The organism is Streptomyces sp. NPDC091272 (assembly GCF_044757485.1).
GTDB lineage: Bacteria > Actinomycetota > Actinomycetes > Streptomycetales > Streptomycetaceae > Streptomyces.
In genome coordinates this window covers 454991-472583 of the sequence record NZ_JBIVVC010000005.1, presented here as the reverse complement: position 1 = coordinate 472583, position 17593 = coordinate 454991, and the positions used below count along the sequence as shown (strand labels likewise).

Genomic DNA, 17593 nt, shown 5'->3' with positions numbered 1-17593 from the left:
CAGATGCGCCGGGACCGCGTAACGGACCGTACGAAGACGGCCGGCAAGCCACGGAACCGTCTGCGGACCGGTGCGAGCGTCGCGACCGCGGTCCTCACACTGACCGCCGTCGGCGCCTGCGACGGCAACGAACCCAGGCCGGGCCCCGGCGGGACGTCCGCCGCCCCCGGGCCGTCCGACGGCCGGGCCGCCGCCGCCGTGCGCGATGCGTACCGGAAGACGCTGGACGCGGGGAGTGCCCGCATGGTCCTGCGGGTCCAGACCACCGCCGACGGCAGGGCCACCGCGGTCGACGGCGAGGGTGTGGTCGATCTCGCCCGCGGGAGCAGCGTGCTGACGCTGAGCGCCGAGGGCGAGAAGGTCGAGCAGCGCGTCGTCGAGCGGATCGTCTACCAGAAGGTGCCGGCTGCCCGGCGCGCCGCCGTACCCGGCAAGAAGCCCTGGATCAGGATCGATCCCTCGAAGGCGGCCCCGCAGCAGGGCGGCGGCCAGGTCGGCGACCCCGCCGGGCTGACCGCTCTCGCCCGGGGCGTCACCGGCGAGGGCGTCCGGGAGCTCGGCGCCGAGCGGATCGGCGACACCGACACCACCCACTACCGGGCGAGCGTCGACGTCAGCCGGCTGCCGGACGGCGCGCGGCTGAGGAAGCAGATCGGCCCCACCCTGCCCGTCGACCTCTGGCTCGACGACGCACACCGCATCGCCCGCCAGCAGACCGACATGACCTTCACCGCCCCCGAGGGGACCGGGGCCGACTCCACCACCCCCAAGAAGCTTTCCGTGCGGACGGTCTTCGAGCTCTCCGACTTCGGCACGAAGGCAGAGGTCAAGGCGCCCCCGGCCGCCGGGACGGCCGACCTGACGGACGACGCGGGCCGGCGGCGGTAGCCCCGGCGGCCGGGTGCCGGCAAGGTCCGGTCGCCTCAGAGCTCCGGGAGCTTCCCCGTCCTGGCCACCTCCGCGTACCACCGTGCGCTCGACTTCGGCGTGCGTGCCTGTGTCGCGAAGTCCACGTGCACGGCGCCGAAGCGCTTGCTGTAGCCGTACGCCCACTCGAAGTTGTCCATCAGTGACCACAGGAAGTACCCGCGCACATCGGCGCCGACCGTCAACGCCCGCTGCACGGCGTCCAGATGGCGGTGCAGGTACGCGATGCGCTCAGGGTCGTGCACCGTGCCGTCCGCGTCCGGCTTGTCGTCGTACGCGGCGCCGTTCTCGGTCACGTAGAGGGCGACGCCCGGGGCCTCCTGCCCGTACCGCACGAGCAGGTCGTACAGCCCGGACGGGTCGACCGACCAGCCCATCTCCGTACGTTCGCCCGGAGGTTGGTGGAAGGCCACCGAGCCGGCCGCGGGCCAGGGGGAGTGCTCGCTCGCGCCGTGTCCGTCCGAGCGCGGGGCGTCGGGGACGGCGGTGTGCGAGACCACCGCCGGGGTGTAGTAGTTGATGCCCAGCATGTCCAGACGCTGCCGGGCGGTCGCCTCGTCGCCCGGTCGGACGAACGACCAGTCGGTGAGCGTGGCGGTGTCCACCAACAGGTCCTCGGGGTAGGCGCCTTGGAGCATCGGGCCGCTGAACACCCGGTTGGCGAGCGCGTCGATCCGCCGGGCCGCGTCCGCGTCCTGCGGCGAGGAGGTCAGCGGACGTACGACGCTGGGGTTGAGGCTGACCCCGATCCGGGCCCGCGCAGGCAGGGCCGTGCGCAGCGCCTGCGCGCCCAGGCCGTGCGCGAGGTTGAGGTGGTGGGCGGCGCGCAGGGCCGCCACCGGGTCGGTGCGGCCGGGGGCGTGCACCCCCGACCCGTACCCCAGGAAGGCGCTGCACCAGGGCTCGTTGAGGGTGGTCCACATCTCCACCCGGTCGCCGAGCGCCCCGGCGACCAGGCCCGCGTACTCGGCGAACCGGTGCGCGGTGTCCCTGGCGGGCCAGCCGCCCGCGTCCTCCAGCTCCTGCGGAAGGTCCCAGTGGTAGAGGGTCAGGGAGGGGGTGATGCCGTGGTCGAGGAGGTCGTCGACCAGGGCGCGGTAGAAGTCCAGGCCCTTCTGGACGGCCGGGCCGCGGCCGGTCGGCTGGACCCGCGACCAGGAGACCGAGAAGCGGTAAGCGTTCAGGCCGAGGTCCGCCATCAGCGCCACGTCGTCGGCCCTGCGGTGGTAGTGGTCGCAGGCCACGTCCCCGGTGTCGCCGTTCTCGGTACGCCCCGGGGTGTGGCTGAAGGTGTCCCAGACGGACGGGGTGCGGCCGTCCTCGCGCACGGCGCCCTCGATCTGGTAGGCGGCGGTCGCGGAACCCCAGATGAAGTCCTCGGGGAAGTGGCCGGGCGGCAAGCTCGCAGTGGACATGCGTCAACTCCCGTATCGGGTAGGTGAAATGAGAAGAAGCCGGCAGGGGCTGGGCTCAGCCCTTGACCGCGCCCTGCATGATGCCGCCGACGATCTGCTTGCCGAAGAGGACGAACGCGACGAGCAGCGGCAGCGTGCCGAGCAGCGCACCGGCCATGATCACGGACTGGTCGGGGATGAAGCCCCGGCCGAGCCCGGTCAGCGCCACCTGGACCGTCGGGCTGCCGTTCTGCGTGAGCGCGATGATCGGCCAGAAGAAGTCGTTCCACGCCATGACGAAGGTCAGCATGCCGAGCACCGCCATCGCGGGCCGGGCGGCGGGGAAGACGATGTGCCACATCACCCTGATGCTGCTCGCGCCGTCCACCCTGGCCGCCTCGATCAGTTCGGTCGGCAGCGCCTCCATCAGGTACTGCCGCATGAAGAACACCCCGAAGGCGCTCACCAGCGTCGGCAGGATGACGGACTGGAGCTGGTCGGTCCACTGGAGCTTCGCGATCATCATGTACAGCGGTACGACGCTCAACTGGGGCGGCACCATCATCGTGCCGATCACCAGCAGGAGCATCAGGCTCTTGAAGCGGAACCGCAGCTTGGCGAAGGCGAAACCGGCGAAGGTCGAGAAGAGCACCGTGCCCGCCGCGACCGCGCCCGCCACCACCGTGGTGTTCAGCAGCGCCGTGCCCATGTTCGCGTCGGTCCACGCGATGCCCAGGTTCTTGAACAGGTTCCCGCCGAACCAGAACGGCGGCGGGGTCTGGGCCAGCCGCGTGTTGTTGCGGGAGGCCGCGATCGCCGTCCACACCAGGGGGAAGAGCGAGCCGACCGTGAAGACGATCAGGATCGCGTAGGTCAGCTTCCCCGCGTGCCGCTGCCTGCCGGCCTTGCGGACCCCGCGGGTCTGCCCAGGCCCCCGGTCCTGCGCCTTCCGCACCTCTCGTACGGCCGTCGTGCTCATGACCGGGATCCCTTCTCGCTCTTGTTCAGCCGTCGCGAGATCAGCCAGTTGACCAGCCCGATCAGCACCAGGATCAGGAACATCGTCCAGGCGATGGCCGAGGCCCGCCCGAGGTGCAGGTTCACCCAGCCCTGCTCGTACAGGTACAGGCCCAGCGTCTGGAACTGGTGCTCCGAGCCGCCGGTGGCACCCCCGCTGCCGCTGAACAGCAGCGGCTCGCCGAACAGCTGCGTCGCACCGATCGTCGAGACGACCACCGTGAAGAGGATCGTCGGGCGCAGCGAAGGGATCGTCACGTGCCGGAACTGCTGCCAGCGCGACGCCCCGTCCAGCTCCGCCGACTCGTACAGGTCGGGGGAGATGGCCTGCATGGCGGCCAGGTAGATCAGCGCGTTGTAGCCCGTCCAGCGCCAGATGACGATGGTGGACACGGCGAGCTGCGAGGTCCAGCTGCCGTTCTGCCAGTCGACCGGGTCGACGCCGACCATGCCCAGCGCCCAGTTGATCATCCCGTAGTCGCGGCCGAAGAGGAGCACGAAGACGAGGGTGGCCGCCGCGACGGACGTGGCGTAAGGGGTGAGGACGGCGACCCGGAAGAACGAGGAGCCGCGCAGCTTGTAGTGCAGCAGATGAGCGATGCCCAGCGCGATCACCAGCTGCGGAACGGTGGAGAGGAGACCGATGGTGACGGTGTTGCGCAGCGCGTTCCAGAAGAACTCGTCGCTCATCAGCCGGCTGAAGTTGCGCAGCCCCACCCAGTTCATGTCGGTCGGCGCGGTCAGCTCCACCTGGTGGAGGGAGGCCCAGCCGGTGTAGAGGAGCGGGAAGAGACCGAAGGCGACGAAGAAGACGAAGAACGGCGCCACATAGGCGTACGGACTCCACTTCATGTCCCAGCGGTAGCGGCGGCTGCGCCACGCGGACGGCGCCGCCGTGCTCCTGCCCAGGCGCCCGCCCCGGCCCGCCCCCTCCTCTTCCCCGCCGGACGAGGACGGGGAGGAGGAGGGGGTGGAGGCCGGGACGGACTCACTGCTCACGCTGCTCATCGGCGCTCACCGTTCCCGATCCGGTTCTTGTCGTGGCTCACTGGTCCAGGGCGTTGTCGATCGCCTTCACCGCCGCGTTCCAGCCCTCCTCGGAGGAACGCCCCTTCTGGTCGACCTGGAGCATCCCGATGTCGGCGAGGTTCTGCGCGATGACGAGGTCCTTCGGGCCGAGGATCTGGACCGGGACACCCTTCGCCGCCTTCGAGAAGATCTCGCCGATGGGCGCGTTGTTGAAGTACTCGTGCTTGGCGCCGGACACCTCGGGCAGCGAATACGCGGCCTGGGCGCTCGGGAAGCTGCCGCGCTCGGCGAAGAACTTGGCCTGCTGCGCCGGGGCGGTCAGCCAGGCGGCGAGCTTGGCCGCGGCCTCCTTGTTCTTGCCGGCCTCGGGGACGGTCAGGAACGCCCCGCCCCAGTTGCTGGGCTTGGGTGCCGCCGCCACGTCCCACTTGCCCTTGCCCGAGTCGCCGGCCTTGTCCTGGATGTAGCCGAGCATCCACGGCGGGCAGGACACGGTCGCGAACTGGCCGTTGGCGAAGCCCTGGTCCCAGCCCTTCTGGAACTGCTGGTGCTTGGCGGTCAGCCCGGCGCCCGCCGCCTCGGCCGCGATGTCCCAGGCCTCCTTCACCACCGGGTTCGACTTGTAAATCACCTTGCCGTCGGCGTCGTAGTACCGCTTCTCGGAGCCACCGGTGACGGCCGCCATCAGCCCGGACGCCGAATCGAGGAACTTGGTGTCCGCGGGAGCCTTGGCCTTGTACTGCTTGCCGACCTCCAGGTACTTGCGCCAGTCACCGGCCCACAGCTTGCCGACCGCCTCCCGGTCCGTCGGCAGCCCGGCCTTCTGGAAGAGGTCCTTGCGGTAACACATGCCCATCGGCCCGACGTCCGTGCCGAGGCCGACCGTCTTGCCCTCCTTGCTGGTGCCCTGCGCCCACTTCCACGGCAGGAAGGCGTCCTTCTGCACCCCTTCGGTCTTGCCCAGGTCCATCAGTTTGGCGGACTGGGTGGCCGTGACCTCGGCGATGTTGTTGATCTCGACGGCCTGTATGTCGGAGAGGCCGCTGCCGCTGGTCAGGTGGTTCAGCAGCTGCGGGTAGTAATTCTCGTTGCGCTCGATCGAGTTCTGCTCGATGACGATGTCAGGATTGGCCTTCATGTACTCGTCGTACAGTCCGGCCTCCTTCAGTCCGAAGGCGCCGAAGACACCGACCCGCAGGACGGTCTTGCCCTGCTGGCCCGCGGCGGTGCTGCCCGAACCGGCGGTGGCGCCGCCGGACGGGGAGTCGTCCGAGGCACAGCCGGAGAGCAGCACGCCGCCCAGCAGGGCGACGGTGGCGGAGAGTGCGACAGCGTTTCTGGAACTGGTCCTGCGCATGACGGTGACCTTCATTGCGACCTCCTGAAGCCCGATGGGTCAGGTACGGTGGGAGCGCTCCCACGAGTGATGTGTTGAAGGTTCGCGGCTCCCCGCGGGGGTGTCAAGGCACCGGACAGCGAGACTTGGCGTCACACACGCGTGTACGAGTGTGAAATGCGGTCGTACACAAGCGCGGACGTGCTGGGAGGGTCGGTTCAGTGGAACTACGGGAAACGGGTGGCCGGAATGCCGCCAGGGGCGGACGCGGCGCGGGCCGGCCCACGCTCGAAGAGGTGGCCGCGCGCGCGGGCGTCGGCAGGGGCACGGTGTCCCGGGTGATCAACGGATCCCCCCGGGTCAGCGAGCGCACCAGGGCCGCCGTCGAGACGGCCGTGGCGGAACTCGGCTACGTGCCCAACCGGGCGGCCCGGGCACTCGCCGCCAACCGCACGGACGCGATAGCCCTGGTCGTCCCCGAGGCCGAACACCGCTTCTTCGTCGAGCCCTACTTCTCCGACATCCTGCGGGGCGTCGGCGCCGCACTCGCCGACACCGACATGCAGCTCCTGCTGACCATCGTCGGCAGCGACCGCGAACGCGGCAGGCTCGCCCACTACCTGGCGGGCCACCGCGTCGACGGAGTCCTGGTGGTCTCCCTGCGAGCCGACGACCCGCTCCCCGACCTGCTCTCCGAGCTGGACATCCCCGCCGTCATCAGCGGCCGCCGCTCCGCCACCGAACCGCTGCCGTGGGTCGACGCCGACAACGTCTCCGGCGCCCGCCAGGCGGTCGCCCACCTGGTCGAGCGCGGCCGGCGCAGGATAGCCACCATCACCGGACGCCTGGACGTCTACGGCGCCCAGTGCCGGCTCGCCGGCTACCGCGACGGCCTCACCGAGGCGGGCCTGCCGGTGGACGAGGCACTGATCGCCCCGGCCGACTTCACCGAGGAGGGCGGCCGGGCGGCAATGGAATCCCTGCTCACCCAGGGCCCGCCCCCCGACGCGGTGTTCGTCGCCTCGGACGTCATGGCGTCCGGCGCCCGCCAGGTACTGCGCACCCGCGGCATCCGGGTCCCCGAGGACATCGCGATGGTCGGCTTCGACGACTCCTCCATCGCGCGCCACATGGACCCGCCGCTCACCAGCGTCCGCCAGCCCATCGAGGAGATGGGCCGCGTGATGGCCCGTACCCTCCTCGCCGAGATCGCCCGCACGACCCTCCCGGTCGGCGCCCCCCGCCCGCCCCAGCCACAACTGATGCTGCCCACCGAACTGGTGGCGAGGTCGTCTTCGTAGGGGGCGGGGTACGGACACGACGAAGGCCCCGGCTCTTTCGAACCGGGGCCTTCGTCTCACAGGGTGAGTGACGGGACTTGAACCCGCGGCCACCTGGACCACAACCAGGTGCTCTACCAACTGAGCTACACCCACCGTGACCGGTCTTTTTCGTGACCGGCTGAGAAAAAGTGTACAGGGTTCGCGAGGGTGCTCGCGCCCAGGTTTGCGCAGGCCGGTCCAGGGCCCGCGCGGGGCTACTTCTTGCCGTCCCCCGCGGGGGCGGCGTGCTTCGCTGCGATCTTCTTCGCGGTGTCGGAGTCCGGCCCCGGCTGGGGCACGAAGACGGCCTCGCGGTAGTAGCGCAGCTCGGTGATGGAGTCACGGATGTCGGCCAGCGCCCGGTGGTTGCCGTTCTTGTCCGGGCTGTTGAAGTACGCCCGCGGGAACCAGCGCCTGGCCAGCTCCTTCACCGACGACACGTCGACGATGCGGTAGTGGAGGTATTCCTCCAGCTCGCGCATGTCGCGGGCGAGGAAGCCGCGGTCGGTGCCGACGGAGTTCCCGCACAGCGGGGCCTTCTTCGGTTCCTTGACGTGCTCCCTGATGTACGCCATGACCTGCGCCTCGGCGTCGGCGAGAGTGGTGCCGGCGGCGAGTTCGTCGAGGAGGCCGGAGGAGGTGTGCATCTGGCGCACGATCTCCGGCATGGTCTCCAGGGCCGCGTCCGGCGGGCGGATCACGATGTCCACGCCTTCGCCGAGCACGTTGAGCTCCGAGTCGGTGACCAGTGCGGCCACCTCGATAAGTGCGTCGTCCGTCAACGAGAGCCCGGTCATCTCGCAGTCGATCCACACCATGCGATCGTTCATGCGCCTCACCCTATGGCGTACGCCACGGATCCGGCCCCCCGGCCCGGCCCGGCCCGGCCCCCGGCCGTGTGGTCGCCCCCCGGCCACGAGGTCGTGCCCCGGCCATGAGGTCGTGCCTCGGTCACGAGGTCGCCCCCCTCGGCCACGAGGTTGTCCGCGCCCCGCGACCGGCGGCGGGGCGCGGGCGGACCTCGCCGCCCGCGCCCCTTTCCTACCGCGGGCGTCCGCCCGGACGCCCGCGCCCCGCCTCTACCGCAGCCGTCCGCCCGGCGCGTACACGTCCGAGCCCAGCTTTCCGTTCTCCGCGCCGCCGGTGACCGCGGTCGCCCCCTGCACCGGGGCGCTCGCCGCCGCGGCGGCCCTGCGCACCTGCTGCGGCACCGCGTCCGCGAGCGCGGACGACCCCAGCGCGACGGGGTCGGAGGCCGGCCGGCGCGCCCGGTAGGCCGCCCGGTAGGCCGCCGGGGAGGACCCGAGCTGGCGCCGGAAGTGCCCGCGCAGCGCGACGGGCGAGCGGAAGCCGCAGCGGCCCGCCACCTCGTCCACCGAGTAGTCCGACGTCTCCAGGAGCCGCTGCGCCTGCAGCACCCGCTGGGTGATCAGCCACTGGAGCGGCGCGCTCCCTGTGAGGGAACGGAACCGGCGGTCGAAGGTCCGGCGGCTCATGTACGCCCGCGCCGCGAGCGTCTCCACGTCGAACTGCTCGTGCAGGTGCTCCAGCGCCCAGGCGACGACCTCGGCCAGCGGGTCGGCGCCGATCTCCTCGGGTAAAGACCTGTCGAGGTAGCGCTCCTGGCCGCCGCTGCGCCTCGGTGGCACGACAAGCCGCCGCGCGAGTGCTCCCGCCGCCTCCGTGCCGTGGTCGGTCCGCACGATGTGCAGACACAGATCGATTCCGGCCGCCGTGCCCGCCGACGTCAGGACGTCCCCGTCGTCGACGAACAGCTCGCGCGGATCGACGTGCACCGACGGATACCGCTTGGCGAGCGTCGGTGCGTACATCCAGTGCGTGGTGGCGGGGCGGCCGTCGAGCAGACCGGCGGCGGCGAGCACGAAGGCGCCCGTGCACAGCCCGACGATCCGCGCGCCCTCCTCGTGCGCGCGACGCAGCGCGTCCAACGCCTCGGGGGGTGGTGGGGAGGTGATGGACCGCCAGGCCGGCACGACGACCGTCCCGGCGCGGCTCATCGCCTCCAGGCCGTACGGTGCGCTCAGTTCGAGGCCTCCGGTGGTACGGAGTGGTCCTTCCTCGCCCGCGCACACCAGCAGCCGGTAGCGTGGCACCCCGGCGTCCTGCCGGTCGATGCCGAACACCGAGAGCGGGATAGAGCTTTCGAAGATGGGCCCCCCGCTGAACAGCAGCACGGCAACGATTTCCCGGCGGCGGCGCCCGGAGAGCTTCCGGGTGGCCTCCGACGGTGCGGCCAAGTCCTGGCTCATGGCGCTAAGCCCCCCTCGGTGGTCGCGGCTCCCTGATCGTGACGGGCCTGTGGCTCCTGCACACTGCTCCTTGAAGTCGCAGTCCCTCTAGGTCCTGCACGGTTCCCCCGCCGTCGAATAACCCAAGATCGAATCTACTGTGTCGTATGGCGCCGTCGTGACAAGTTCCGAAACCGGCACTATGTCGACATGGCAACTTGGCGCGAAGCATTCGATCAGGAAGCGTTCCACTCCCGGGCGCCGCAGGGAAGTGCGCCTCTCGCTCATGGCCCGTCCCCGTAGGGTGCGCGGGCGGCGAGCGGTCCTTTCTTCCCTGGTCGCACGGGGGTTGAGGGGGCCTTCCGGCAAGGCGCGGGGGTGCACGCGAAGTTGGCTGAAAAGCTACGGGCGCGCGTGTGCGATCCCGTCACTCACCCGGCGCACGACCCTGCGGTGAGTGACCTCCCCGCCACGATTTCACACGAAGTTCTTCCCGTGCTCCGTGCTCGTGGCGAGATGCTCACGAATCCGCCTTACGACCACCACGGTGTGCGCCGGTTCCGGTCCTGCTGTGCCGGCCGCGGTGGGTGCCCGCCTGGAGGTCACCGGCGGGATCCGGGGCGCGGGGCGCGGTGCGCGCCGACCGGTGGAGCAGCACCCGGCAGACGGCGGTGCCGGCGGCCAGTCCCGCGGCCGCCGCCGCGGCGCCGCCGACGGGCGCTCCGTACCCGACCAGCACCACCGGTACGAGCAGACAGCTGAAGGCCGCCCAGCGCACGACGTCCCCGACCGAGCCGACGGACGCGCAGGAGCCGGGCCCCTGTGTTTCCACGGGCCGCGGGTGTCCAGGAGTGCCCTGTGGCCCGTGGGGCGCCTGGTGTCCGCGGGTGCGGTCGTGGCCGTAGGGCGACGAGAAGGGTGAGGGGCCGGGCACGGCGCGACTACCTCCTGGGCGCGGGGGCGGGGAGCCTGACCAACGAACGTGCGGTCCTCACGGTCACGTGCCGGGCCGGTTGCTCGGAGCAGCGGCACACGTCTGCGCGGAGGGCAGGCCCACGGGCGTACGGGGCGGCCGGCCGGGCTCGCGCGGGGCGGGTTGGAAGGGCCCGCACGGGTGGCCGGCAGGGCTCGCGCGGGGCGGTCCCCGCGAGTGCGTGCCGACCGGACAAAGACAGCTGTACAGGGCAGCGGGCATTGCGATACCGGCCGGGGTCGTGCATGCTCCTGGAACGCCGCTCGCCTGCGAACACTGGGCAGCGGAGGAGTGCCGCCGTACCCTTGGGGGTATGGGCTTGGGAAGATGATTCCCGGACAGCTCCGCCGATCGGGGCCGAGTCGCACCCGTTGTTCCTGCCGTAAGCCCCGTGTAGTTCTCCTGAGGATGCAGACGCCGAGACACCGATGGCCGGTCACGAGATTCCCGAACCCGCGAACCGCAAACAGGTCGCCGACCCCACCGCCGAATACGGCCTGGGGACGAGCGGCGACCTCCACGCGCGCGAAGACACACGTCACCCCTGCGATCCCGCCTTCCGGCACGGTGTCGTCGTCGGCTTCGACGGCTCCACCTCCAGCGAGCGGGCACTCGCCTACGCCATCGGCATGGCGATGCGGCTCGGCCAGGGGCTGATCATCGTCCATGTCGCCAACCGGCTGCCCACCACTGTCTGGGCGGGCTGCGAACCACCCGTCTTCGTCGACGTGCCCGACCACCGCACCGAGGTGCTCGGACTCGAACTGGCCTGCGCGGACTACCTCGCCGAGGTGCCGTGGATCCTGGTCGAGCGCGGCGGCGACATCTGCCACGAACTGGAGGAGGTCGGCCGGGAGTACGAGGCCGACGCCATCGTGGTGGGCTCGACGCACGGCCTGGTGGGCCGGCTGTTCGGATCGGTGGCGGGGCGGCTGGCGAAGCGGGCGCAGCGCCCGGTCGTGGTCATTCCTTAGCCGGGCCGCACCGCGCACCGTGGGCCGGGCCTTGGCGTGCGCCAGGAGCCGGACCGTACCGCGCGCCGTGAGCCTGGACGTACCGCGCGCCGGGCCGCACCCCGCCCCACGCGCCGTGAGCCTGGCCGTACCGCGCAAGGGGCCCCACCCGCCGTGCCGCACCGCGCGAAGGGCCCCGCACGCCGACACGGCGTGCGGGGCCCTTCACGTACCGCCCGTGGTGACTACTCGACCGTGACGGACTTCGCCAGGTTGCGCGGCTTGTCGATGTCGCGGCCCATGGCGAGCGCCGTGTGGTAGGCGAGGAGCTGGAGCGGGATGCCCATCAGGATCGGGTCCAGCTCGGTCTCGTTCTTGGGGACCACAATGGTGTGGTCGGCCTTTTCCTGATCGCGGTGAGCGACCGCCAGGATCCGGCCGCTGCGGGCCTTGATCTCCTCAAGGGCGGCGCGGTTCTTCTCCAGCAGGTCGTCGTCGGGGACGATGGCGACCGTCGGCAGGGCCGGCTCGATGAGCGCGAGCGGGCCGTGCTTGAGCTCGGAGGCCGGGTAGGCCTCGGCGTGGATGTAGGAGATCTCCTTGAGCTTCAGGGAGGCCTCCAGGGCCACCGGGTAGCCGCGCACGCGCCCGATGAACATCATCGACTGGGCGCCCGCGTACGCCTCGGCGACCTTCTTGATCTGCTCCTCGGACTCAAGGATCTCGGTGATCTGCGCGGGCAGCTTGCGCAGCCCCTCGATGATCCGCTTGCCGTCGGAGACGGAGAGGTCGCGGATCCGGCCCAGGTGCAGGGCGAGCAGCGCGAACGCGACGACGGTGTTGGTGAAGCACTTGGTGGAGACGACGCAGACCTCCGGGCCCGCGTGCACGTACACGCCGCCGTCGGCCTCGCGGGCGATCGCCGAGCCCACCACGTTCACGACGCCCAGCACACGGGCGCCCTTGCGCTTGAGCTCCTGCACGGCCGCCAGCACGTCGTACGTCTCACCGGACTGCGAGACCGCGACGTAGAGGGTGTCGGGGTCCACGACCGGGTTGCGGTAGCGGAACTCGGACGCGGGCTCGGCGTCCGCCGGGATGCGGGCCAGGGACTCGATGAGCCCGGCGCCGATGAGGCCCGCGTGGTACGAGGTGCCGCAGCCGAGGATCTTGATCCGGCGCACGCCGCGCGCCTCGCGGGCGTCCAGGTTGAGGCCGCCCAGGTGCACGGTGGAGAAGCGGTCGTCGATCCGGCCGCGCAGCACGCGGTCCACGGCGTCGGCCTGCTCGGAGATCTCCTTGTGCATGTACGTGTCGTGGCCGCCCATGTCGTACGACTCGGCCTCCCACTCCACGGTGGTCGGCGTGGCCGATGTGGTCGAGCCCTCGGTCGTGTACGTACGGAAGTCGTCGGCCTTCAGGGTGGCCATCTCGCCGTCGTCGAGGGTGACGATCTGGCGGGTGTGCGAGACGAGGGCGGCGACGTCCGAGGCGACGAACATCTCTTTCTCGCCGATGCCAAGGACGACGGGGGAGCCGTTGCGGGCGACGACGATGCGGTCGGGGAAGTCGGCGTGCATGACGGCCAGGCCGTAGGTGCCCTCGACGTGGCGCAGCGCCTCGCGGACCTTCTCCTCCAGGGTCTCGGCCTGGGCGCGGGCGATCAGGTGGACGACGGTCTCGGTGTCCGTCTCGGAGGCGAAGACGACGCCGTCGGCGATCAGCTTGGCGCGCAGGTCGTCCGCGTTGTCGATGATGCCGTTGTGGACGACGGCGACCTTGGACTCGGTGTCCAGGTGCGGGTGCGAGTTCTCGTCGGAGGGCGCGCCGTGGGTGGCCCAGCGGGTGTGCGCGATGCCGGTGGTGCCGGCGAAGCGCTTGGGGATCCTGGCCTCCAGGTCACGGACCCGGCCCTTGGCCTTGACCATGCGCAGGCCGGTCGCCTTGGGGCTGGTGATCACGATGCCCGCGGAGTCGTAGCCGCGGTACTCCAGGCGCTGGAGGCCCTCCAGGAGCAGCGGTGCCACGTCACGCTTGCCGATGTAACCGACGATTCCACACATAAGGTCTTGCCCTCCGAGTTGTCTGTGGTGCTGTCCGGTGCCGGGCGGCCCGGCCGGGGCCGCTCAGCCGTAGACGAGGCGGCGCAGCTGCCGGAGCGAGAGCTCCGGCGGTGCGACCGCGCGGTGCGGCAGCTCGGCCGCGATCCGGTCGAAGATCTCCGCGTTCACGGCGCCGCCGGACTGCAGTTCGCGGTGGCGGCGGCGGACGAATTCCTCGGTCGTCTCGTCGAAGTACGCCAGTACGTCGAGCACTACCCGGGTTGCCTCGCCGCGCGGCAGCGCGGTGGAGCGGACCAGGTGGTCGATGAGGTCCTCGTGCGAGGACGGCGTACGGCGTTCGAGCACTCGTCGATACTGGGGCAGCCGATGGCCTTATGCAAGAATCCTGCCCGTTATCGGGCAGGATTCTTCTTGATCACGTTATTTGCTTCCCTTGGTCTGTACCTGGGGCCGTTGCTCCGGTGCCCGGCGGCAACTCTCCCGGGACTAGAGGCGTTTCAGGACGGCCTGCTTCGCCGTGCTGAACTCCTCGTCGGTCAGAACTCCGGCCCGGTGCAGCTCGCCGAGTTCACGCAGACGGCGCAACAGCGTGTCGTGGTCGTCGGTGACGGGCGCCGGCTGCTCCAGGACGGGTGCGGCGGCGGGCCCGGTCGTCGTCGCCGGGTGCGGGAGGCGGGCCAGCACGGCGGCGGCGACCAGGGCCGCCGTGTACTCCTTCTTCGACAGCCCCCACAGGTCGAGCGAGTACCGGTCGTACTTGGGGGCCGGCGCCGTGCCCCCGGTCCGGGGCGTGAGGAAGCGGAGGTGGCCGTTCTCCAGGCCGATCGCGGGCAGCCACTCCACCCCGGTGATCTCCGAGAGCGGCAGCGTGACGGGCCCGCCGGACGACTTGGACTCCTCCGCCTTCCAGTTCCAGGACAGCCGCACGCCGTCCCCCTCGAAGGAGGCGGTGCCGTCCCCGCCACCGCCCGAGACCGGCACCGAGGGGCCCGGGAGCAGAAAGCGGTCCGCCGGCTCGGTCGGCACCTGGTCGAGCAGCAGTGCGGTGCGGACCTCGTCCACGAAGTACTCGGCCACCCCGGTACGGTCCTGCTCGACCGCGAGGCGGTACGGGTCGGCGGAGTCCCGCAGCCGCCCGCTCGCCGCCAGCAGCAGCGGGCACGCGCCCTCGCGCAGCCGGAGCCGCAGGCCGCCGCCCTTGCGGCCCGGCTCGTAGGCGATGCCGGCCAGGGCGGTCAGCGGGACCTCCAGCTCGCCCAGTGCCTGTCGGAGCGGATGGATCCGGCTGCCCCTGCCCGGGACGACGCGCACTGTGTCGCCGTCGAAGGTCCACGTACCGTCCTTCTGGAGAATCTCCGCCATACGGTGGATTCTCGCACCGAACGGGGGTGCCGAAGGTGTCCGGAATTGGTCTAAACCCTTGACCTGCCCGTGACTTGGGCGGTAGCCATGAGTTCCCGCCCCCAGTCTGATACGTACATGCCACAGCCGCGCTGCCCCCTCGAAGGGACCGCTTGTGAGTCACCGTCGTACGATCTCCCGCCTCCTCGCCCCGATGCTGCTCGTCGCCGTCGCGGGCACGGCCGCCGTCGGCGCCGCGCCCGGCGAGGGGTCCGCCGCACCGGCGCAGGCCTCACCCCGCCCGCTGGGCCAGATCGTCCCCGCCCCTGCCTCGGTGCAGGCGGGTGGCCCGGCGTACACGATCTCCGCGCACACCCGCATCAGGGTGGGCCACTCGGCGGACGCCAAGAAGGTCGGTGACGCGCTCGCGAAGGTGCTGCGTCCCTCCACCGGGTACCCGCTGCCGGTCACCGCGCAGGACGGCCGGGACGGCATCCGGCTGAGGTTCACCTCGGACCGGTCCCTCGGTGACGAGGGCTACCGGCTGGAGTCCGGCCGCGGCGGCGTCACCATCACCGCGCGCAGGGCGGCCGGCCTCTTCCACGGCATCCAGACCCTGCGCCAGCAGCTGCCCGCCGCCGTCGAGCGGCCCACCAGGCAGCACGGCCCCTGGCAGGTCGCGGGCGGCACCATCAAGGACGTCCCGCGCTACGGCTACCGCGGCGCGATGGTGGACGTCGCCCGGCACTTCTTCACCGTGGACCAGCTCAAGCGCTACATCGACCAGCTGGCGCTCTACAAGGTCAACAAGCTGCGGCTGCACCTCTCCGACGACCAGGGCTGGCGCATCGTCATCGACTCCTGGCCGAGGCTCGCCACGTACGGCGGCTCCACGCAGGTCGGCGGCGGCCCCGGCGGCTACTACACCAAGGCCCAGTACAAGGACATCCTGAGGTACGCGGCCGACCGCCACATGGAGGTGGTCCCGGAGATCGACACACCGGGCCACACGAACTCCGCCCTCGCCTCGTACGCCGACCTGAACTGCGACGGCGTCGCCCCGCCGCTCTACACCGGCACCGAGGTCGGCTTCAGCTCCCTGTGCGTGGACAAGGACCTCACCTACAAGTTCCTCGACGACGTGATCGGAGAGATCGCCCGGATGACCCCGGGTGACGTGATCCACATCGGCGGCGACGAGGCGCACGCGACGCCGCACGAGGACTACGTGAAGTTCATGACGAAGGCCCAGGCCATCGTCGGCAAGTACGGCAAGCGGGTGATGGGCTGGCACCAGCTGGCCTCCGCGAACCCGGTCGAGGGCGCGATCATGCAGTACTGGGGTACCGAGGGGGCGGCCGCGGACCGCAAGGCAGTGGCCGAGGCGACGCACGAGAACGGCGTGCAGGTCGTCATCTCGCCCGCCGACCGCACCTACCTCGACATGAAGTACAACAAGAACACCAAGCCCGGCCTGGCCTGGGCCGGTTACGTCGAGGCGCAGCGCTCGTACGACTGGAACCCGGGCACGTACATCGAGGACGCGGCCCCCGGCTCCGTGCTCGGCGTCGAGGCCCCGATCTGGTCCGAGAACATCCGGACGTCCGAGGAGATCGAGTACATGGCCTTCCCGCGGCTGCCCGGCGTCGCCGAGCTCGGCTGGTCGCCCGAGGCCACGCACGACTGGGACCGGTACAAGACGCGGCTCGCCCAGCAGGGCCCGCGGCTGACGGCAATGGGCATCGACTTCTACCGGTCACCGCAGGTGCCGTGGGTCAACGAGTAGGAGACGAACGAACGGGAGGGGCGAGGGCTCGGGGGCAGGCTTTCAGGGGCGCGGGGAACTGCGCGACCAGCCGCGACGCACCCGCACGCCCCCACCCCGCCCAGCGTGCAGGCGAGCCCCCCCGGGTTGGCCCACCCCGCCCGGACGGGCCCCGGCCTAGGAGACCTTCCTGGCCGTCTCGATCGCCTTGGCCAGGTCCTCCAGGATCGGCGCGCACTTGTCGTAGGAGTAGATCGGCTCCGTGACGCGCGGGACGACCTGGCCCGCCTTGACCGCCGCCAGCCCGGCCCAGGTCGGCTTGTTCGCGATGTCCTTGGGCTGCAGGACCGCCGAGCGGTTGTCCATCATGATGACGTCGGGCTGGTACTTGCCGACGTTCTCCCAGCTCAGGCTCTCGAAGAAGCCCTGGGCGTCGACCTTCGGCTCGATGAACCGCACACCCAGCTCCTGGAAGTAGAGCGTGTCGGCGCTCATCTTCGCGAGCGAGACGTAGAACAGCTCGGCCGAGGCGGAGCCGATCATGACCTTGATGTCGGGGTGCGCCTTCGCGGCGGCGCGCAGCCGGGCCGCGGCCTTCTCGAAGCGGGCCTTCGCGTCGGCGGTCTTCTTGGCCTTGAGGTCGGCGCCGAGCGAGGCGGCCAGGTCGGCGCGGCGGGCCAGGGCCTTCTCCATGTTGGTGCCGGAGGCCCACAGGGCGACGCTCGGGGCGAGCGAGGCGATCTTCTTGGCGGACTGCTCGGGGACGTACCACAGGACGTCCTTCTGCCACATGTCGGTGACCAGCAGCTCGGGCATCAGCTTGGCGTACTTCTCCACGTCGAACTCGCCGTAGACGTTGCCGATGACCTCGACCTTCGAGACGTCCATGTCGCCGGCCTGGACGTCCGCCCTGCCGTCCTTGCCCTTGGTCGGGCCGAAGACGCCCTTGACCTCGATGCCGTAGTCGTGGAGGGCCGCGGCCGTGCCGGTGAAGGCGACGATGTTCTTCGGGAAGGACTTCGTCTCGACCTTCTTGCCGCGGTCGTCGGTGAAGGACCAGGGGCCGGACTTCTCGGCGCCCTTGTCCGTCTTGCTGCCGGAGGCCTTCTCGCCGCCGCAGGCGGCCAGTGCGGCGCCGATGCCGAGCGCACCGCCGGCGGCGAGTATGCCGCGGCGGGTGGGACGGGACAGGCGGGACGGGGAGGCCATGGCGGTTCTGCTTTC

General features: G+C 70.9%; 15 protein-coding genes and 1 tRNA gene. 4 read left to right on the top strand and 12 right to left on the bottom strand.

The features are described 5' to 3' along the window. Positions 1 to 3: 3 nt before the first annotated feature. A complete protein-coding gene (locus tag ACIQM4_RS17655) occupies positions 4 to 888 on the top strand; it encodes a hypothetical protein (RefSeq protein ID WP_401592175.1) in 885 nt (294 codons plus the stop codon). A gap of 35 nt (positions 889 to 923) precedes the next feature. Here the strand turns inward: ACIQM4_RS17655 and ACIQM4_RS17650 are convergent, their stop codons facing one another. Genes ACIQM4_RS17650 through ACIQM4_RS17635 form a run of 4 tightly spaced genes read right to left on the bottom strand, consistent with a single transcriptional unit; the run spans position 924 to position 5724 of the window. Then, complete coding sequence (locus ACIQM4_RS17650; protein ID WP_401592173.1) at positions 924 to 2342, bottom strand: GH1 family beta-glucosidase; 1419 nt, start codon at positions 2340 to 2342, stop codon at positions 924 to 926. 55 nt (positions 2343 to 2397) lie between these two features. Then, on the bottom strand, positions 2398 to 3300 hold the full coding sequence (locus ACIQM4_RS17645) for a carbohydrate ABC transporter permease (RefSeq protein WP_401592171.1): 903 nt from the start codon (positions 3298 to 3300) through the stop codon (positions 2398 to 2400). Then, a complete protein-coding gene (locus tag ACIQM4_RS17640) occupies positions 3297 to 4346 on the bottom strand; it encodes a carbohydrate ABC transporter permease (protein WP_401592169.1) in 1050 nt (349 codons plus the stop codon). Before ACIQM4_RS17640 ends, ACIQM4_RS17645 begins: the two co-directional genes overlap by 4 nt. Positions 4347 to 4383: 37 nt before the next feature. After that, complete coding sequence (locus ACIQM4_RS17635; RefSeq protein WP_401592369.1) at positions 4384 to 5724, bottom strand: ABC transporter substrate-binding protein; 1341 nt, start codon at positions 5722 to 5724, stop codon at positions 4384 to 4386. A 200-nt stretch (positions 5725 to 5924) separates the two neighbouring features. Here ACIQM4_RS17635 and ACIQM4_RS17630 point away from each other — a divergent pair, with 200 nt between their 5' ends. Further along, complete coding sequence (locus ACIQM4_RS17630) at positions 5925 to 7004, top strand: LacI family DNA-binding transcriptional regulator (RefSeq protein WP_401592167.1); 1080 nt, start codon at positions 5925 to 5927, stop codon at positions 7002 to 7004. A gap of 62 nt (positions 7005 to 7066) precedes the next feature. On the opposite strand, the gene ACIQM4_RS17625 is transcribed toward ACIQM4_RS17630, so the two are convergent. The 4 genes from ACIQM4_RS17625 to ACIQM4_RS17610 all read right to left on the bottom strand — a co-directional run bounded on the left by ACIQM4_RS17625 (position 7067) and on the right by ACIQM4_RS17610 (position 10106). Then, positions 7067 to 7139, bottom strand: a tRNA-His gene (locus tag ACIQM4_RS17625). Between the two features lie 101 nt (positions 7140 to 7240). Then, positions 7241 to 7855, bottom strand: coding sequence for an oligoribonuclease (orn, locus tag ACIQM4_RS17620; RefSeq protein ID WP_401592165.1), 615 nt, complete (start codon positions 7853 to 7855; stop codon positions 7241 to 7243). 249 nt (positions 7856 to 8104) lie between these two features. After that, a complete protein-coding gene (locus tag ACIQM4_RS17615; RefSeq protein WP_401592163.1) occupies positions 8105 to 9295 on the bottom strand; it encodes a helix-turn-helix domain-containing protein in 1191 nt (396 codons plus the stop codon). Between the two features lie 499 nt (positions 9296 to 9794). After that, complete coding sequence (locus ACIQM4_RS17610) at positions 9795 to 10106, bottom strand: hypothetical protein (protein ID WP_401592161.1); 312 nt, start codon at positions 10104 to 10106, stop codon at positions 9795 to 9797. Positions 10107 to 10675: 569 nt separating this feature from the next. Here ACIQM4_RS17610 and ACIQM4_RS17605 point away from each other — a divergent pair. Then, on the top strand, positions 10676 to 11221 hold the full coding sequence (locus ACIQM4_RS17605; protein WP_401592159.1) for a universal stress protein: 546 nt from the start codon (positions 10676 to 10678) through the stop codon (positions 11219 to 11221). Positions 11222 to 11445: 224 nt separating this feature from the next. Here ACIQM4_RS17605 and glmS read toward each other — a convergent pair whose 3' ends face one another. The 3 genes from glmS to ACIQM4_RS17590 all read right to left on the bottom strand — a co-directional run bounded on the left by glmS (position 11446) and on the right by ACIQM4_RS17590 (position 14625). Beyond that, on the bottom strand, positions 11446 to 13263 hold the full coding sequence (gene glmS, locus ACIQM4_RS17600; RefSeq protein WP_401592157.1) for a glutamine--fructose-6-phosphate transaminase (isomerizing): 1818 nt from the start codon (positions 13261 to 13263) through the stop codon (positions 11446 to 11448). Between the two features lie 63 nt (positions 13264 to 13326). Next, positions 13327 to 13608, bottom strand: coding sequence for a hypothetical protein (locus ACIQM4_RS17595; protein WP_401592155.1), 282 nt, complete (start codon positions 13606 to 13608; stop codon positions 13327 to 13329). Between the two features lie 141 nt (positions 13609 to 13749). Then, positions 13750 to 14625: a DUF4429 domain-containing protein gene (locus ACIQM4_RS17590; RefSeq protein ID WP_401592153.1), complete on the bottom strand. Its 876-nt coding sequence runs from the start codon at positions 14623 to 14625 to the stop codon at positions 13750 to 13752. Positions 14626 to 14818: 193 nt separating this feature from the next. Between ACIQM4_RS17590 and ACIQM4_RS17585 the strand changes: the two genes are divergently transcribed. Beyond that, a complete protein-coding gene (locus ACIQM4_RS17585; RefSeq protein WP_401592367.1) occupies positions 14819 to 16390 on the top strand; it encodes a beta-N-acetylhexosaminidase in 1572 nt (523 codons plus the stop codon). A 156-nt stretch (positions 16391 to 16546) separates the two neighbouring features. On the opposite strand, the gene ACIQM4_RS17580 is transcribed toward ACIQM4_RS17585, so the two are convergent. Next, the gene (locus ACIQM4_RS17580) at positions 16547 to 17578 is read right to left on the bottom strand and encodes an ABC transporter substrate-binding protein (RefSeq protein ID WP_401592151.1); all 1032 of its coding nucleotides are present in this window, start codon (positions 17576 to 17578) and stop codon (positions 16547 to 16549) included. Between the last annotated feature and the right edge of the window lie 15 nt (positions 17579 to 17593).

Excerpts from the sequence above, each read along its gene's own strand:
- ACIQM4_RS17655 (WP_401592175.1), top strand. The coding sequence starts at position 4 with ATGCGCCGGGACCGCGTAACGGACCGTACGAAGACGGCCGGCAAGCCA.
- ACIQM4_RS17640 (WP_401592169.1), bottom strand. The coding sequence starts at position 4,346 with ATGAGCAGCGTGAGCAGTGAGTCCGTCCCGGCCTCCACCCCCTCCTCC.
- ACIQM4_RS17645 (WP_401592171.1), bottom strand. The coding sequence starts at position 3,300 with ATGAGCACGACGGCCGTACGAGAGGTGCGGAAGGCGCAGGACCGGGGG.
- ACIQM4_RS17615 (WP_401592163.1), bottom strand. The coding sequence starts at position 9,295 with ATGAGCCAGGACTTGGCCGCACCGTCGGAGGCCACCCGGAAGCTCTCC.
- ACIQM4_RS17585 (WP_401592367.1), top strand. The coding sequence starts at position 14,819 with ATGCTGCTCGTCGCCGTCGCGGGCACGGCCGCCGTCGGCGCCGCGCCC.
- glmS (WP_401592157.1), bottom strand. The coding sequence starts at position 13,263 with ATGTGTGGAATCGTCGGTTACATCGGCAAGCGTGACGTGGCACCGCTG.
- ACIQM4_RS17580 (WP_401592151.1), bottom strand. The coding sequence starts at position 17,578 with ATGGCCTCCCCGTCCCGCCTGTCCCGTCCCACCCGCCGCGGCATACTC.
- ACIQM4_RS17590 (WP_401592153.1), bottom strand. The coding sequence starts at position 14,625 with ATGGCGGAGATTCTCCAGAAGGACGGTACGTGGACCTTCGACGGCGAC.
- orn (WP_401592165.1), bottom strand. The coding sequence starts at position 7,855 with ATGAACGATCGCATGGTGTGGATCGACTGCGAGATGACCGGGCTCTCG.
- ACIQM4_RS17605 (WP_401592159.1), top strand. The coding sequence starts at position 10,676 with ATGGCCGGTCACGAGATTCCCGAACCCGCGAACCGCAAACAGGTCGCC.
- ACIQM4_RS17650 (WP_401592173.1), bottom strand. The coding sequence starts at position 2,342 with ATGTCCACTGCGAGCTTGCCGCCCGGCCACTTCCCCGAGGACTTCATC.
- ACIQM4_RS17635 (WP_401592369.1), bottom strand. The coding sequence starts at position 5,724 with ATGCGCAGGACCAGTTCCAGAAACGCTGTCGCACTCTCCGCCACCGTC.